Origin of the sequence: Moorena producens PAL-8-15-08-1 (genome assembly GCF_001767235.1) — a bacterium.
In the GTDB taxonomy this organism is placed as follows: Bacteria; Cyanobacteriota; Cyanobacteriia; order Cyanobacteriales; family Coleofasciculaceae; genus Moorena; species Moorena producens_A.
In genome coordinates, this window is sequence record NZ_CP017599.1 from 1,221,965 (window position 1) to 1,236,782 (window position 14,818).

The 14,818-nt window shown below is 42.7% G+C and carries 13 protein-coding genes; 12 read left to right on the top strand and 1 reads right to left on the bottom strand.

Annotation, left to right across the window (positions count from 1 at the left end; genetic code table 11):
* Positions 1-723: 723 nt before the first annotated feature.
* From BJP34_RS38725 to BJP34_RS04790, 5 genes are all read left to right on the top strand, one after another.
* On the top strand, positions 724-921 hold the full coding sequence (locus BJP34_RS38725; RefSeq protein ID WP_149030799.1) for a hypothetical protein: 198 nt from the start codon (positions 724-726) through the stop codon (positions 919-921).
* A 47-nt stretch (positions 922-968) separates the two neighbouring features.
* Positions 969-1,958 carry a hypothetical protein gene (locus tag BJP34_RS04775; protein WP_070391362.1) on the top strand — a complete coding sequence of 330 codons (990 nt, stop codon included), beginning with the start codon at positions 969-971 and terminating at the stop codon, positions 1,956-1,958.
* 52 nt (positions 1,959-2,010) lie between these two features.
* Positions 2,011-3,087 carry a hypothetical protein gene (locus BJP34_RS04780; protein WP_070391363.1) on the top strand — a complete coding sequence of 359 codons (1,077 nt, stop codon included), beginning with the start codon at positions 2,011-2,013 and terminating at the stop codon, positions 3,085-3,087.
* A gap of 111 nt (positions 3,088-3,198) precedes the next feature.
* Positions 3,199-3,564 (top strand): four helix bundle protein, encoded by a 366-nt coding sequence (locus BJP34_RS04785; protein ID WP_070391364.1) that lies wholly within the window; start codon positions 3,199-3,201, stop codon positions 3,562-3,564.
* Positions 3,565-4,087: 523 nt separating this feature from the next.
* Entirely contained in the window at positions 4,088-4,819 is a 732-nt protein-coding gene (locus BJP34_RS04790; protein ID WP_083305002.1) for a response regulator transcription factor, read from the top strand.
* A gap of 61 nt (positions 4,820-4,880) precedes the next feature.
* On the opposite strand, the gene BJP34_RS42415 is transcribed toward BJP34_RS04790, so the two are convergent.
* Positions 4,881-5,030 (bottom strand): hypothetical protein, encoded by a 150-nt coding sequence (locus BJP34_RS42415; protein WP_158517012.1) that lies wholly within the window; start codon positions 5,028-5,030, stop codon positions 4,881-4,883.
* 845 nt (positions 5,031-5,875) lie between these two features.
* Between BJP34_RS42415 and BJP34_RS04795 the strand changes: the two genes are divergently transcribed.
* From BJP34_RS04795 to BJP34_RS04825, 7 genes are all read left to right on the top strand, one after another.
* On the top strand, positions 5,876-6,472 hold the full coding sequence (locus BJP34_RS04795) for a hypothetical protein (protein WP_070396490.1): 597 nt from the start codon (positions 5,876-5,878) through the stop codon (positions 6,470-6,472).
* Positions 6,473-6,603: 131 nt separating this feature from the next.
* Positions 6,604-6,933 carry a hypothetical protein gene (locus tag BJP34_RS04800; RefSeq protein WP_070391366.1) on the top strand — a complete coding sequence of 110 codons (330 nt, stop codon included), beginning with the start codon at positions 6,604-6,606 and terminating at the stop codon, positions 6,931-6,933.
* 5 nt (positions 6,934-6,938) lie between these two features.
* Positions 6,939-9,746 (top strand): hypothetical protein, encoded by a 2,808-nt coding sequence (locus BJP34_RS04805; protein WP_070391367.1) that lies wholly within the window; start codon positions 6,939-6,941, stop codon positions 9,744-9,746.
* Between the two features lie 112 nt (positions 9,747-9,858).
* Positions 9,859-10,566, top strand: a complete 708-nt coding sequence (locus BJP34_RS04810) for a hypothetical protein (protein WP_070391368.1) — start codon at positions 9,859-9,861, stop codon at positions 10,564-10,566.
* 507 nt (positions 10,567-11,073) lie between these two features.
* Positions 11,074-12,069 carry a hypothetical protein gene (locus BJP34_RS04815; protein ID WP_070391369.1) on the top strand — a complete coding sequence of 332 codons (996 nt, stop codon included), beginning with the start codon at positions 11,074-11,076 and terminating at the stop codon, positions 12,067-12,069.
* Complete coding sequence (locus tag BJP34_RS04820) at positions 12,070-12,867, top strand: hypothetical protein (protein WP_070391370.1); 798 nt, start codon at positions 12,070-12,072, stop codon at positions 12,865-12,867.
* 131 nt (positions 12,868-12,998) lie between these two features.
* Positions 12,999-14,816 carry a hypothetical protein gene (locus BJP34_RS04825; protein WP_070391371.1) on the top strand — a complete coding sequence of 606 codons (1,818 nt, stop codon included), beginning with the start codon at positions 12,999-13,001 and terminating at the stop codon, positions 14,814-14,816.
* Positions 14,817-14,818: the final 2 nt, after the last annotated feature.

The window sequence follows — 14,818 nt, forward strand, 5'->3', positions numbered from 1 at the left end:
GACCAGAGTGAACAAAAAAAATCCCCAGCGGGTAACTGAGGGATCACTCAGGGTGCATCTACTATGTCTTAATCCTTCATGGTTCTACCTAGATCCGCTGGTTCCCAGATCCGCTGTCCCCAGATCCCCTATTTCCTATAGCTGAAACCCCTGAGTTTTGAATAAATTATGACTAAAGTAAGCCTGAAACCCTTGTATAAACTGGGTTTTGGGTGTTTTGGTATGAAACAGCTACTTGAGTTCCAGGGTACCATGGGCAATTTGCCCTTGACTTATCTACTAAAGTTTCAGTACAATAAAGTAGAACATTTGTACTACTATAGTTTTTTCTCTTAACCATTGCACCCACACCCCTAGAGCCATCACATCGCTCCTACAAAGAAGGATTGTAGAGTAGCGATTGGCCTACAGCCACGCTACGCGATCGCTTATCGCTGTGGGTAGTGTGGGGTACTCCCCATTAGTAACTGGCTGATAGGGAAACCTCTTGTTTGGGAATTATCTCAGATAAGAGCACTGTCAATACTGCGTGGATTTTGGATAAATCCCCCCAACCCCGTCGGGATCCCCCTCCCGTCCCCCGCGCGGAAGGGGGAAGCCAGAGGAACCATAGCCTTTTTGTTCATGGGGTCTATTGTTCCCCCCTTGTTAAGCAGTAAGGGTGATCCCCCTCCCGTCCCCCTTATTAAGGGGGAAGCCAGAGGAACCATAGCCTTTTTGTTCATGGGGTCTATTGTTCCCCCCTTGTTAAGGGGGGTTAGGGGGGATCTCCCAGGGTGGATCAATATTGCTAACCAGCCACCAGCTACTATAGCGGTTCTCATATTAATAAAGTACACATACCTATTGTTTCCCGATTCCCGATTCCCGATTCCCGATTCCCGATTCCCTGCACGCAGCGCTATAGCAATTTTCCAGTAATCATTTTCAAGTAAAAATATCTAAATATCGTCAAAGGAACACACTATATGGTTGCCACAAAAGACAGTAAAGACCAAATTTTCCAAGCCTTTGAGCAAATCCTAAAAGAGCGGCAAAACATTGACTCAAAAATTGCCACCAAAGAAGAGGAGGCGGAAAAAGCTAAAAATCAACAAGTGCTGGAAACGGCCTCAAACTATACCGTTGATAATATTGTCAAAGGAATGGCTGATTTACAGCTAGAGTTTGGCACCATTGTTAATGAATTATCAGAAAAATTATCCTCAGAAGCCTCTAAACTTGATGAGCTAAAGCTGGCGATTAAAGTAGAAACTGAACACTTGCAATACCTTCAGAAAATCCGAGTTGTAGCTGATGCCTTACATTTGCTCAATCAAGAACACCAGGAAAAGCTGAAATCCCTAGAGCAAAAAGCAGCTCAACAGCGAGAAGAGATCGAAAAAGACCAAGAGCAAAAACGTAAGCTTTGGCAAAAAGACCAAGAAGACTTTGAAATAGCACGTCAAGAACAAAACGAATTATTGACTCGGGAACGACAACGCCAAGAAGCTGACTATCAATACGAATTAGAACGTAACCGTAAAATTGAGACGGATCAGTATGAAGAACTGAGCCGTAACCAGGAGCGAGAATTGCAAGAGGCCAATCAAGAAAAAGACAAGCAATGGTCTGAGCGAGAACAGAAGCTAGAAGAATCTCAAGCCCTGTTTGAAGAGTATCAACAGAAAGTGGAAGCTTTCCCAGCTGAGCTAGATGAAATCGTTAAAAAAGTCAAAGATAAAGCCATTAAAAAAGTCCAAAACGACGCTAAGGTACAGTCTGATTTGCTCGTCAAAGAATGGGAAGTTACTCAACAGGGTTATGACGTTAAAATTCAGTCTCTGGAGCAACACATAGAAAAACAAAATAAACAAATTGAAAATCTATATAGTCAGCTACAAGAGACTCTAAAACAGTCCCAAGCCCTGACCTTGAAAGCTTTTGATGGCTCTTCAAGCAGCAAGGCTCAAAATTAGTGAATAGTGATACCAGTTCAGAAATTTTCCAATAGAATATAACCTTGAAAGTATGACACGCAAACCTAACAGCAAGAACACCAAAGCAGAAATTTTAGAGGCTTACAAGGAATTACTAGCAGAACGAAATGCTTTGGAAAAAGAAATGAAGCAGATGAACAATCCGGCAACTCCTCAAGTATCCACGGTGGAAAAAAAGCAAACTAATGGATCAGTATCAGCAAAAGTCATGAAAGACAAAATGATGTATACCCTTGACAGCCTGGTTAAGCTGCAATTAGGGTTTGGTAGTAGTGTCAGTGAGTTGTCGGAAAAACTAACATCAGAAGCGGCTAAGCTAGAAGAATTAAGAACAGGGGTTACTGAGGAAACTCAACAACTTGCTGAACTCCACAATTTATCAGAAATTAAAGACGAGACCTTAGATACCTTAATTGAAGCCTATCAGAATAGCTCTAAAGCATTCGATGAAGAAATTTACCAAAGACGGGAAGAGTTAGAGCTCGAAATGAATCAGTTACAACAATCCTGGTACAAAGAAAAAGAGGAACACCAACGAGCTATTAAAGAACGCAATGAAGAACAGAGGAAAATCCGTGATCGGGATGCTAAAGAATATGATTATAATTTAGCCCTACAACGTAGCTTAGATGAAGAAACCTACAAGCATAACCAAGAAGGTTTATACAAAGAATTGGAGGAAACAAGGCAACAACAAGAGAAACAATGGGCAGAGCGGGAAAATGCGATCGCAGAGCGAGAGAAGCAGTTTGAAGAAGCAAAAACTAAGGTAGAAGCCTTCGACCAGGAAAAATCCGTGGCTATCAAAAAAGCCCAAGAAGAAGGCAAAGCGATTGCTAGCCACCAGGTCAAAATTCAAGCCGACTTGCAGAATAAGGAATTAGAAGGAAATAATCGTGTCTATCAGCTAAGAATTGAATCCCTGGAACAGACAATAAAAGAATCCTCAGCACGGATACACAGTCTTTCCCAGCAACTCGATACTGCCCTCAAACAAGTTCAGGATTTAGCGGTCAAGGCAATTGAGGGTGCTTCTAATATCAACTCTTATCAAGCCCTTAAAGAAATTGCCTTAGAGCAAGCCAAAAATCCCACTAAGGGTAAATAAGCTGAGGGAGTGACAACAAAGCTAAAAAGGAGACAGGGTGTGGGGTGTGGGGTGTGGGGTGTGGGGTGTGGGGTGTGAGATTGAAGAAAGATAGTTTACTTGTATCATATAATGACAATAGAATCTTATCGTGACCTAAAGGTTTGGCAGGTAGGGATGGATTTAGCTCAGATGTGCTATTTAGCTACTCGTCATTTTCCCAAAGAAGAACTTTATGGAATGATTTCCCAGATTCGCCGAGCATCAGCTTCAATTCCAGCTAATATTGCTGAGGGATATGGAAGAAAAACAAGACTTGAGTATATTCAGTTTTTATATATTGCACAAGGTTCCCTCAAAGAATTAGAAACTCATCTTCTACTATCGAAAAGGGTGAAGTTAGGGTCGGGTGAAGTTATTGACTCCCTTCTTAGCCAATGCGAGTCGAATGGTAGATTACTATCAGCTCTAATTCGCGCCCTAGAAAACAAGAACTGATTTTCCCTACCCCCCACCCTTATGAGTAGGGTGTGGGGTGTGGGGTTTGGGGTGTGGGGGATAAGAAAGCGTGATTTGCGCGGTCTTGGGGGAAACCCCCGCAGGTCGGCGCAAATCACGCTTGTTCGTTGTTTTCCTTTTCCTCTCCCTCTGGGTCGTCCCATGTTTTACCCAAATGTAAAAAACCTACCCCCCACACCCTACCCCCCACACCCTACACCCCGCGCCTCACGTCTTTGTTAAAAACCTACTCTTATGAGTTGTATCATCAGGGATATTGAGTCAAAGCGGTAATCAACCGATGGAAACAATTTCGGTACGTGGCGACTCATGATCACAAGCTTGCTGATCAATCTTGAGCTATGGAGCGCGTTCGCTGAAAGCGGGGCTGAGGCCTTTGGCCACGCTTCGCGAACGCCCATCGCGTAGCGTGGCCTACGGCCAATCGCTTCCATTTTTTTTTGGGTTGTTAGGTCAGCACACACATCCTAAGTTGTCAATTTCGGTATCAGTGTTCTAGTCTATGGTTATGAACGTAGTCAAAGAAATTCGGGTGTTACTGATTGAGAGGGGTGATTTAGCGCAGTTGGGTCTCAGAAAAGTCTTGGAGCAGTACAAAGAAGTCAGTTTGGTCTCTCAAGTTTCTAGCATGCGTCATGTGGCGGCCTTTTTAAAAAAATCTAACCCGGACGTAGTAGTCATTAATTTAGAGCCTTCAAGCAATAGTGATGCGTTATTGCGGTTAGTCAGAAATTGGAAAGTGGCATTTTTTACTAACATATTGCTGCTATCTTGGGACACATCAGAAGAATTTGTTATAAGCGCTTTTGGGGCTGGGGTAGATTCTTATTATCTAAAACGTATCAATTTTCCGAAAACTAATGTAGACACCAGTACTTTCTTAGATGCTTTGAGAGCTACCTATGAAGGGCAACACTGGATTGATCCAGAAATAGCTGGTTATCTCCTAAAAAATAGTATCAAGTCACCGGTTAAGAATTTTTCTGGGATTACGTTAATCAATTCCTGTGAGCCTGACTATTATCAAATTCTTAGGGAAAATCCACTGACTGAACGGGAGCTAACTGTCTTGGAATTGATCGTAGCCGGTTATACCAATGACGAAATTGCCGAGCGATTATTGCTAGGTCTTGGCACAGTTAAAACTCACATTCGGTCTCTGCTTTGGAAACTGTGCTGTGACGATAGAACACAAGCAGCAGTGCAAGCACTTCGCAGTGGTTTGGTGAAATAGATATAGCAGTTCTCAATTGGGTGAGTTACAACCTTTTAGGGAGTAGGGAGTAGGGAGTAGCTCATAAGGGTAGGTTTTTTACTTTGACCTCAGGTGTGGGGTGTAGGGGGACCGGGTGTGGGGTGTGGGGGTACAGACAAGCGATGCAGCTTCGGAACAGGGGGTTTCCCCCATGAGCAACTGGCGTGGTTTCCCCCACTCGGTATTGCATCAAGACGGGAGTAGGGAAGTCAGAGGGTAGATCTGATCTTTGTAAAAAAGAAGGGAAGTGTGGGAAGTGTGGGAAGTGTGGGAAGTGTGGGAAGTGTGGGAAGTGTGGGAATTTTTGCCTCCCCAAGACCGTAATGGTGCGTTTGACCCGTAATTAAATTCGCCACGGGTCGCACCTCTGCATCGCTTTGCGTCAATTTTTTTCCACTGCTCCCTGCTCCCTTTTACTTCAATCCTATGCTCACAACTCAAATATAAATGCTTTATCCATTAATGTTTACAGTTTAGTTGTTTTACTTTAATTGCTTAAGTTAACTGTTAAGCTAAATAGCTTATTAACTAGTAAGTACTAACGCCTCTACCTATAGGTTGGGTTTCAGCGGTTTTTTTGTTAAGTTTTTTTTCTTTTATCAGAGTTTTCTTAAAATTTAGTTTATTTATCTATTCCTTTTGGACGAGTAACATTTTGAGACTGTTGGCAAGCTGTGCCAATGATATTGAGAGGTTAAGTAATTCAGGACTTACGCGGTTAACTTGATTTCGCCCCCCTAGCCCCCCAATTCTGGGGGGTAATGATGTCAAAGTCCCCCAAGCGAGCAATCCCTCGCTTGGGGGACCAACGGGGGCAAATGCGTAAGTCCTGTAATTGTAATCCCTGGGGTGAAGTAATTACAATCATTTAGCTTATTCAAAATGCTCTTTAAATCAGTAACATTTATTAATCAAGATAAATTGAACTATTCCTCTGGGATCGCTTTTGCGATTTAAAAATTTTCTGTATCACAATAAGAGTCAGAATATTTACGGAAAGAAAAATCCACCATGGTGAACAAGTCCTCTGTTGCGATGTCACCTCGTCAACAACAGCGTTGGAAAAGTAAAGAAACTATGTTTGCTCAGTTGTTTGCTCAGTTGCTTGCTCAGTTGAAGCAAGTGCCCTTGGGCTATTTAATGGGCATGGCTGCGATCGCAATGGCATTGGATCTCTATATCAGTACCTCCGTCACTCCTTTGATTGCTGTATCATTTTTGATGTGTCTAGTTGTGGGAGTGAAGTGGATTGGAGTCCAACCTAGTAATTCTGGGAATCAAATTCAACGGCTAATCAGGAAATATGGTTTAGGAGCCTGTCTTTTCCTATTCGCCTTTCTGTGGTTTATGTTGGACTTTACCGCTGCGCCAGCCCATGCCCAGTTTTTCAGAGTCGCAGAAGATTGGCTAACTAGTGCTATTCCTGAAGTAGACGCCGATTTGGTGTCCCTGGTGTTTAACGTTTTACGAGCACTATTCCTCATTTATTTGGGTATTTCATTGGTAAAAGTCGTCAATGCTGCCCAACAAGATGATGACTGGAAAACCCTAGCCCGTACTCCAATCATCATTTTGATTGTAGTTACCTTGGGTGATCTGTTAGCAACCTACATTACTGGCACAGGAGCATAAACTACGCGCTTATCTAATTTGCCTGTTGAGTTTTATCTAGCTGAAGGGATGAGTAGTCAGGGTTTTATTGAGATTGAATATTTTTTCAATCACTGATAGGAACGCAAGTCTGATCCAAAATAGCTTGACCTATGGCAAATAATTCAGAGCAACAATTCCGTCGTGTTAACCGAACTCTTGATGAAAAACCGAGAATTGGTCCTATTCCAGCCGATCAGTTTATCCCCTGGGCAGTAATTTGGGCACTTGCCTATTACATCGTCAAGGGAGTACTAGGAGCTAGTTGGGTATGGACATCTTGTTTCGGAGTTTGGGGTATGTCTACTTGGTGGGTGCTAACTTCCTCTAGCCATTGGAAATTTCTTTCTAAGTTTATACCTGTACCTCAATGGACAAGAGGCATGGGTAGATACCAAAGACTTTTAGATGTTAAACGGGAAAAGGCAAAGGGCAAAGGCTAAAAAGTATGACAACAACTCAAGCTCACGATCAAGCTAAACAAAAGATGGGAAAGAAGCGGGTTGATGTAGGAAATGGTAAAAAGAAAACCTTAAAGCCGTTCGAGGATGACTGTAAATTAGCTAGTTTCCTAGAAGTCAGAATTGATGGGTCTGATGTTGGGGGATACATTCTCAGAAAAGGAGAAGCTTCCTATAAATTTGTGTTTGGTTTTGAATGTCGAGGCATACACACCACCTTACGTCAGGAGTTAATTGATCCGGTTTTTGATGCCATCGAAGCTGGGTTAAAAGATTTCCCAGAGCAGGAAACTCTCACGATTCACCTAACCTCTTTCACTGATGACACTGATAGACAAAACACGTTGAGTCAGCTAATCAAGGAGACAGACTCTAACGAGTTAAAGTACCTGATTATGGGAGAAAAGAAGCGAATTCAAGACTTGACCAAAGGGGGAATTAGAAAGCCAAAGACCTTGTATTTATTTGCTACCTATACCGTAGAATCAGGTCGAGAGGGAGCATCTGATAAAATCGAAGAATTTTTGATGACAGCTACCAAGTGGTGGAACGGATTCATTGGCAAGCTGGATGAGTATGAAAAACAGCAGATCGAGAGAGTGATAGAGATTGCCTTTAATAATGGCTATCAATTTTGGGAAAGGCTGTTGAGCAATCAAATGGGTCTATCGATTCGCCCTCTTTCTGCTCAAGAGTGTTGGAATTATGTGTGGCAGCGATTTAATAATACACCACCTCGTTCAGTTCCCCAGTTGCTTTCCTTAACTGAAGCTGGAGTTACCGAGGAGGTTTACTCAGAAATCCACCCGGTTTCTCTGTTAATGGAAGACTATACCGCTATTCCATTTGCTGATCGACGTTGGATTAATCTCAAAGACCAGTATACGGCAGTCATGCTCTTTTTAGACAAGCCTGAGGGGTGGAGGAATAAAGAATCCCAAATGCGCTATCTCTGGCAAGTCATGGCAAAAGATGAAGTCTATGACACCGATTGTTTTTGTGAGATTTCCAAAGCGAATATTAAAACAGTAACCAGCAAAATGCATTCGCTGACGAAACAGGCAAATGTCTCCTCAAAATATGCAGAAGAGAAAAATACGATTAATGTTAAAGCCCAATTAAATATTCAGAAAAATGTCGAGGCTCAGGCTGCTATATATGAAGGAGCTGTGCCATTTAATGTCTCGGTTGTTTTCTTAGTCCATCGCGATTCTCCACAAGAGTTAGATCAGGCGTGTTATACGTTAAAATCTTATTTTCCTCCACCAGCTTGGATGGTAAGGGAGACCGAATATCCTTGGAAAATATGGCTAGAAACCTTACCAATTTCCTGGAGCAGACTATTAATGCGTCCGTTTAAGCGATCGCATACCTATTTAAGCCATATTGCACCAGGGTTAATGCCAGTAGTCAAAACCCGGACAGTGGATAGAACAGGATTTGAATTAATCTCTGCTGAAGGGGGTACGCCAGTTTTTATTGACTTATTCAAACAGCATAAAAACCTAGGTATTTTCGGAACCACCCGCAGTGGAAAATCTGTTTTAGCATCAGGAATTATTACCCAAGCCTTGGCTCATGGTATCCCCATCTCAGCTATGGATTATCCAAAACCCGATGGCAGTTCTACCTTTAGTGACTACACCGCTTTTCTCGGGGATAAAGGAGCTTATTTTGATATTGGTCGAGAGGCAGTTAATCTTTTCGAATTGCCCAATTTAAAGGGATTAGATGCTAAACTACAACAAGAGAGACTTACAGAATACAAAGAATTCTTAGTTGAAGCACTAATGCTAATGGTTCTTGGCTCCATGACGTTTCATGACCGGACTTATACGGATAACATCAGAGCCATGTTAAGCTTAGCAATCAAAGCCTTTTTTGATGATGATCAAATCCATGACCGTTATGTAGCAGCAAATATCAATGGCTTAGACTCTCAAGAATGGCAATTAATGCCTACCCTGGCAGATTTTATTGATTTTTGTTCCTTAGAAAGATTGCGGGTTACCTCTGTATCTGGGGATATCCTTCAAGCCTTAGATCAAGTCAAATTGCGACTGAGGTATTGGATCAATAGCCGAGTAGGACAAGCAATTAGTCGTCCTTCTACCTTTAGAAGTGATGCTCAGTTATTAGTCTTTGCCTTACGGAATATTAGTAGTGACGAAGATGCTGCACTACTCTCCTTAGGGATTTACTCAGCAGCCTTAAGACGTTCTTTAGCCTCGCCGGTGAGTATATTTTTCATCGATGAAAGTCCCATTCTGTTCCAGTATAATTCCATTGCTGAATTAATTGGCAGATTGTGTGCTAATGGAGCCAAAGCCGGAATTCGGGTAATTTTATCGGCTCAAGATCCAGATACAATTTCCAAGTCTCCCAGTGCAGCGAAAATTTTTCAGAATATAACAACTCGCTTAGTAGGGAGAATTCAACCAACAGCAGTTGATAGCTTTGTCAATATTTTGAAATATCCTTCAGAGATTATTAACAAAAATGCCACAGAAGGATTTTTCCCTAAACAAGAAGGAATGTATTCTCAATGGTTACTCGATGACAATGGCATTTACACCTACTGTCGATTTTATCCCGGTTCAGCACTGTTAACAGCTGTTGCTAATAATCCTGAAGAATCAGCAATTCGTCAGACAGCAATGCGCTTACATCCCAAGGATAAAATTATGGCTATGCATTATGCTAGTAAAAAAATGGCCGAAATGCGTAATTCAGAAGTCCAAGTCGTGACTTCAAAGTTACCCGATCCCAGAGCAGAAGTTAGACTTCAAAATTAAGCCTTCAAAATAGAAGATGATCTAGGTGAGTCAGGGATACGCTTTTATCGTTTAGCTTTCAGTTCTCAGTCTTTAGGCTTTTTTCGTAACTATTCAATCAAGGAGTTCAATCATGGCTAAAAATATCACCAAAACTTGGCTACAGTTGTTAATTATTAGTACCCTAATTACAACAGTTCCTAAACCAGCCTATGCTTCTGGTGGAATTGTGGATAGTTTTGTTGACTCGTTTGTTGAGGAATTTCAGAAGGTTAAGTCTTACTTTACAAATTTCTTCGATGAATTTACCAATCTACCAGAAACCATAGACAACGATTTGAAATCAGCATTGGAAGATTCCATGGGAGTTTTAGGTATCCCGGATGTGGAAGACGTCAGAGCGTCAATTGAGGAAAGTCTCCAAAAAAGCGATTACCCAATTTATGAAGGAGAGAAACTTGCTAATGAAGTAGAAAGGCAAGTGGCTAGAGCATCAGCCTCTCGTGTTCTTAGTCAAGAAGGACAGCAGCAGTCAATCCAGGAGCTAAAGCAAATGCAGGATACTGTTTCACAGGTAGAGCAATCAGCTCAAACAGCTCAAAATCAGACAGTTACTCAGAATGTGATCAAAGAAGTTGCTCTTCAGAATGCTCGTCAAGCCGCCATACTCGGCTCCTTGCAAGCCGCTACCGTTGAGGAAGCGCAACGACAAGAAATTTCTAACATGCTCCAAAGCAATATCTCTCGTGCTTTGGATGGACAAACTCAGGCAGATCAATACCAAAAACTGGGCGCTGGTATGGAAACTTTGAGAATTACCTCCTTAAGTGGCTTGTTTTAGTTACAGGACTTACGCACAGAATCCATGGGTAGGGTGGGCAAAACCTTGCCCACCCTACAGGTAGCTGTTGATCGTTAATTGTTAATCGTTAACCGTTGACCGTCAACAGTTATCTGGATGCATAATTCTTCAATTATTATCAATTCTGAACTCACGCACTTAGCACTTATAGGACTACGCATTAAGGTGTTTGACATTGATACAAGCAGCAAACGCTCTTTTAGTGAACTTTTGCCTCTTGCCTCTTGCCAATGCCATTGCGCGTAGCGCTATAACACTCCTCACTCACAACTATTTCTCTTATGTCTCCTTGGTCTAGCTTACCTGCTTGTCCCTATTCCTACCTTCTTTGTTTATCACCATGTGTAGCGATCGCCATGTCTGTTCGTCCTTATATTCCGGATTTCCTCCGTCTGCCGATCTCTGCGAATTCTCCATCTACCCACTCTCCCCAATGTTTCAACTTTGCTGATCCCATCACTAATCACGTAAAGAGGTAATCATTAAATGATAGTCACCCCCAACTTAATCGCTCAATTTAGTAATGGAGCCTCTCAAATTATCCAGAATGGTCGTACCGGACAAATTGCGATCGCAGAAGCCATGAATGAGCTCTGGAGTGAAGTCCTCGGAGGTGGGTTGTATGCTGTGATCGCTACACTGGGGGTGTTTTTTGCCGTGGGAAGCTTAGTTCTATTCATGACTCAATGGGCAAAAGCTTTAATAGAATACGATGAGCCAATTATGTGGTCTGAGATCATCTGGCCCTTATTAGTCGCGGTTTTGTTAGCCAATGATGGAGCAATGTTAGCCAATGGCACCCAAGGACTCAGAAGTGTAATCAACAATACGTCTAATTCACTACTGCAAAACACATCTGCCAGAATTTCTTTGCAAGAATCCTACCAAATTGTGACAGAAAATATTGGAGCAAAGGCAGTTATTGATTCCTTGGTTTCTCAATGTGATTCTATCGTCGATGTTCAACAACAGGTGGATTGTTTAACAAATGCAGAGCAACAAGCACGGGACTTTTCTAAAACGTTACCGACATCTGAACAATGGTTCGATAAAGTTGGTTCATTGCTGAATCCTCTGAATGTTACTGAACGAGTCGGCTTTGCGTTACAAACCGCAGTAACGGGTTGGTTAATGTCGATTGGTATGGCATTTCAGTGGGTAGCAGAAGTTTCCATGTTGCTAACTGGACTATTAGGTCCATTAGCGGTAGGTGCCACATTATTACCTGTGGGAGCTAAGGCAATTTACGCTTGGTTAATTAGCTTTTTCTCCATCGGTTTAGTGAAAATATGCTACAACATTATTGTTGGTTTAGTCGCCACATTAATTGTTAATGCTGAGAGTTATAACCCATTAGTTTTTGCTTTTGTAGCTGGATTAATTGCCCCCATCCTAGCGTTAGTATTAGCCGCTGGAGGAGGTCTAGCTATTTTTAATAGCTTAAACTCCTTCAGTGCTTTTGTATTAGGAGGCTTAAAATAAATGGACAGCACGACTAGTTCTCCTCAGAATAAGCTAAAATTTCTCCAAAGAGGTAAGAAGAGTACTTGGTTATCCAGTTTCAATGTAACGGATAGTCTGGGGATTATCTTAATCAGCAACTTTGCTTACAATACCTTAATTCTGTTTTTCCTAGCCCTGTTGTATGGCGCTCAAGCAAGGCTAGCTAATAAGCCAGCTCCTTCTTTGGTGCAATTGAATACTGGTGAAACCACTGCGGTAAAAACCATTGGGAATAAAGAACGGACACCAGAAGTAATTAAAGCATTTACAATTAAAACCATGAGTGACCTGTTTACTTGGACAGGTCGATTACCTGGAAAAGATGGCGTTCCCTTTTCTAACTTAGACTCTGATCCAGGAGTAGAAATTCATGGCAAAGGTAGGCGTCGAGGTAAAATATCTACTCAAGCCTGGAAAGCTAGCTTTGCCTTAGCCGATGATTTTCGTGATCCGTTTCTCCTAAAGTTAGTAGACTTAACGCCATCCAACGTATTTAAGGGCAAAACACAATTTGCTTTTGTCCCCCAATTTGTCAGAGAACCTATTAAAATAAAAGAAGGGGAGTGGACACTCGATTTGGTTGGCACATTAACCGTTCTAGATACTACCAATAATTTGCCCACCTATATTCCCTTCAACAAACAGGTTCATGTACGGGCAGTGGAACCTCCTAAGTATTCACCAGGTATGGCAGACGATAGTCTACCTCCGATTATTGCTAAGGCGAGAGAGAAAGGTTTGGAGGTGGTCAGTATCAAAGATTTAGACTCGAAATAAACCTGAATCATAAGTCGAATAGTCCTGAGTCCAAGAGTCCACTAATCCGTGCATCCGTCTGTGTTAACACATCCGTGTTGTGGGACTAATGACTACAGCAACTGGAATAACTACAGCAACTGGGAGAAATTATGAAGCTATCAGATCTCAAAGACTTTGATGTCCAAAGTCTCGAACATAAATCTGAAGAAAAAATGAGTAAAAAAACTCTGATTCAGCAGAACAATGGTGCAGAGAATACCGCCCCGACATGGACAGAAGAATCATTAGCTGAGTTGCTACAATTTGATACTAGTTATGACCAAGAACAAAATCCTAGCACTCAGGGGGTAATAGCATCGACTAATGGTACCGCTGATTTAGATCCAGACTTAAATGTTACCCAACAGGAATTCGCAAAATCCGGTTGGGCAAAAGGCGCTTCCGTTGGTGCAGTAACTGGGTCAATTGCTGTAGTCGCTGGATTAGTTTTTACAGGGATGACCTCCTTGTCTTCTAAGAAGAAATTGGTCGAAAAAGTTACTCCAATTCCCACCAGTGTTGAGAAGGAATCGGAAAACGCGACCGATTCTGAAATCGGACGACTGAAGACTGAATTAGCCCTAGCCAAGCAACAAAAACAGATCCAAGCCATTCAAGAGAAAAAAAGACCAAAAACAACCATAGAGCTGGCCAAGTCAGAAGAACCCCCATCCCCATCACCGAAAACACCTCCACCACCTCGTCCTAGGCCAGCAGTGCGTTCAGCACCACCCCCTCCTGTGGTAAGAGCATCAACCCGTCCAGCACCCCGTCCAGTGCGCCGACCGGTGGTAATTCGTCAAGCTCCGCCACCCCGTCCAGTGCAGCAACCAGTAGTAATTCGTCAAGCTCCGCCACCCCGTCCAGTGCGCACAGCACCAGTGCGGACAGCACCAACACCACCCCCTGTGGCAAAAGCACCAACACCTCCTCCACCTCCTCCAGCCCCAGCAGCAAAGATAGATCCGATGGAGCAATGGCTGGCTTTGAGCCAACTAGGAAGTTATGGTTTGAGTTCTGGCAATACTCCAGAAGCGCCAGAGCAAAATGTAGCGATGATGGAACCAAGCCCACAAACACAACCAGTAGCCCAACGAAACAATGGGATCAGGGGACGCTCTACTATTGCTAATACATACTCAATTCCAGCTGTACAGAGAGTTTCCAACTCTCCCAATCCTCCCCAACCCCTCAATGGATCTCCCGTTATTTTTGCTGATCAAGTTGCTATCTCAGAAGAAGCCAGTATTTTAGCTGGTAGAGCCATCAGACGGAAGCTATTTTCCTTTGGTCAAGAAGCAGCTGGAGAATTAATCACACCAATTGTTTGGACAAAGTCGAACCTATCTCGAAATTCTCAACAACCAAATTTGGATCAACGATTTGTGGTGCGTCTGAGTGAGCCTCTAGTGGATGAAGATAACCAAGTTTTGCTCAAAGCTGGTAGCAAAATTGTCTTTCTCTGTAACATGGTTGATGATAGTGGACTAGTGAATAGTGATGCGATCGCATTAATCATCGATGACCAAGAATATCAGTTACCCCCAGGAGTAATTAGTCTCAGAGGAGATAAGGGTAATCCCATGGTGGCGAATGTCTGGGATCGGGGTTCTGATGATATCGCCAGAAATGACATGATCGCCTTCTTGTTTGGTTCTGCTGCCAAAGTAGGAGAAGTACTCAATCAACCTGAACGGAGTCAAATTATCACCTCCAGTGGTTTTGGCTCAAGCCAGTCTAGCACCTTCACTAGTCGAGACCGCAACCTATGGGGAGCAGTGCTTGAGGGAGGGTTTAAACCTCTTGCTCAAGACATTGTAGAGCGTAATGCTTCAGCAACACGCCGACTACAAAATTTGCCCAAATTATGGTATATGGGTGCCGGGAGTTCAGTACAAATTTTTGTCAACACACCCTTTGAGTTGTAGTC

Bases quoted from the DNA above. Each gene is read 5' to 3' on its own strand.
- BJP34_RS38725 (WP_149030799.1), top strand. From the start codon at position 724: ATGGGGTCTATTGTTCCCCCCTTGTTAAGGGGGGTTAGGGGGGATCTC.
- BJP34_RS04775 (WP_070391362.1), top strand. From the start codon at position 969: ATGGTTGCCACAAAAGACAGTAAAGACCAAATTTTCCAAGCCTTTGAG.
- BJP34_RS04780 (WP_070391363.1), top strand. From the start codon at position 2,011: ATGACACGCAAACCTAACAGCAAGAACACCAAAGCAGAAATTTTAGAG.
- BJP34_RS04785 (WP_070391364.1), top strand. From the start codon at position 3,199: ATGACAATAGAATCTTATCGTGACCTAAAGGTTTGGCAGGTAGGGATG.
- BJP34_RS04790 (WP_083305002.1), top strand. From the start codon at position 4,088: ATGGTTATGAACGTAGTCAAAGAAATTCGGGTGTTACTGATTGAGAGG.
- BJP34_RS42415 (WP_158517012.1), bottom strand. From the start codon at position 5,030: ATGCAATACCGAGTGGGGGAAACCACGCCAGTTGCTCATGGGGGAAAC.
- BJP34_RS04795 (WP_070396490.1), top strand. From the start codon at position 5,876: ATGTCACCTCGTCAACAACAGCGTTGGAAAAGTAAAGAAACTATGTTT.
- BJP34_RS04800 (WP_070391366.1), top strand. From the start codon at position 6,604: ATGGCAAATAATTCAGAGCAACAATTCCGTCGTGTTAACCGAACTCTT.
- BJP34_RS04805 (WP_070391367.1), top strand. From the start codon at position 6,939: ATGACAACAACTCAAGCTCACGATCAAGCTAAACAAAAGATGGGAAAG.
- BJP34_RS04810 (WP_070391368.1), top strand. From the start codon at position 9,859: ATGGCTAAAAATATCACCAAAACTTGGCTACAGTTGTTAATTATTAGT.
- BJP34_RS04815 (WP_070391369.1), top strand. From the start codon at position 11,074: ATGATAGTCACCCCCAACTTAATCGCTCAATTTAGTAATGGAGCCTCT.
- BJP34_RS04820 (WP_070391370.1), top strand. From the start codon at position 12,070: ATGGACAGCACGACTAGTTCTCCTCAGAATAAGCTAAAATTTCTCCAA.
- BJP34_RS04825 (WP_070391371.1), top strand. From the start codon at position 12,999: ATGAAGCTATCAGATCTCAAAGACTTTGATGTCCAAAGTCTCGAACAT.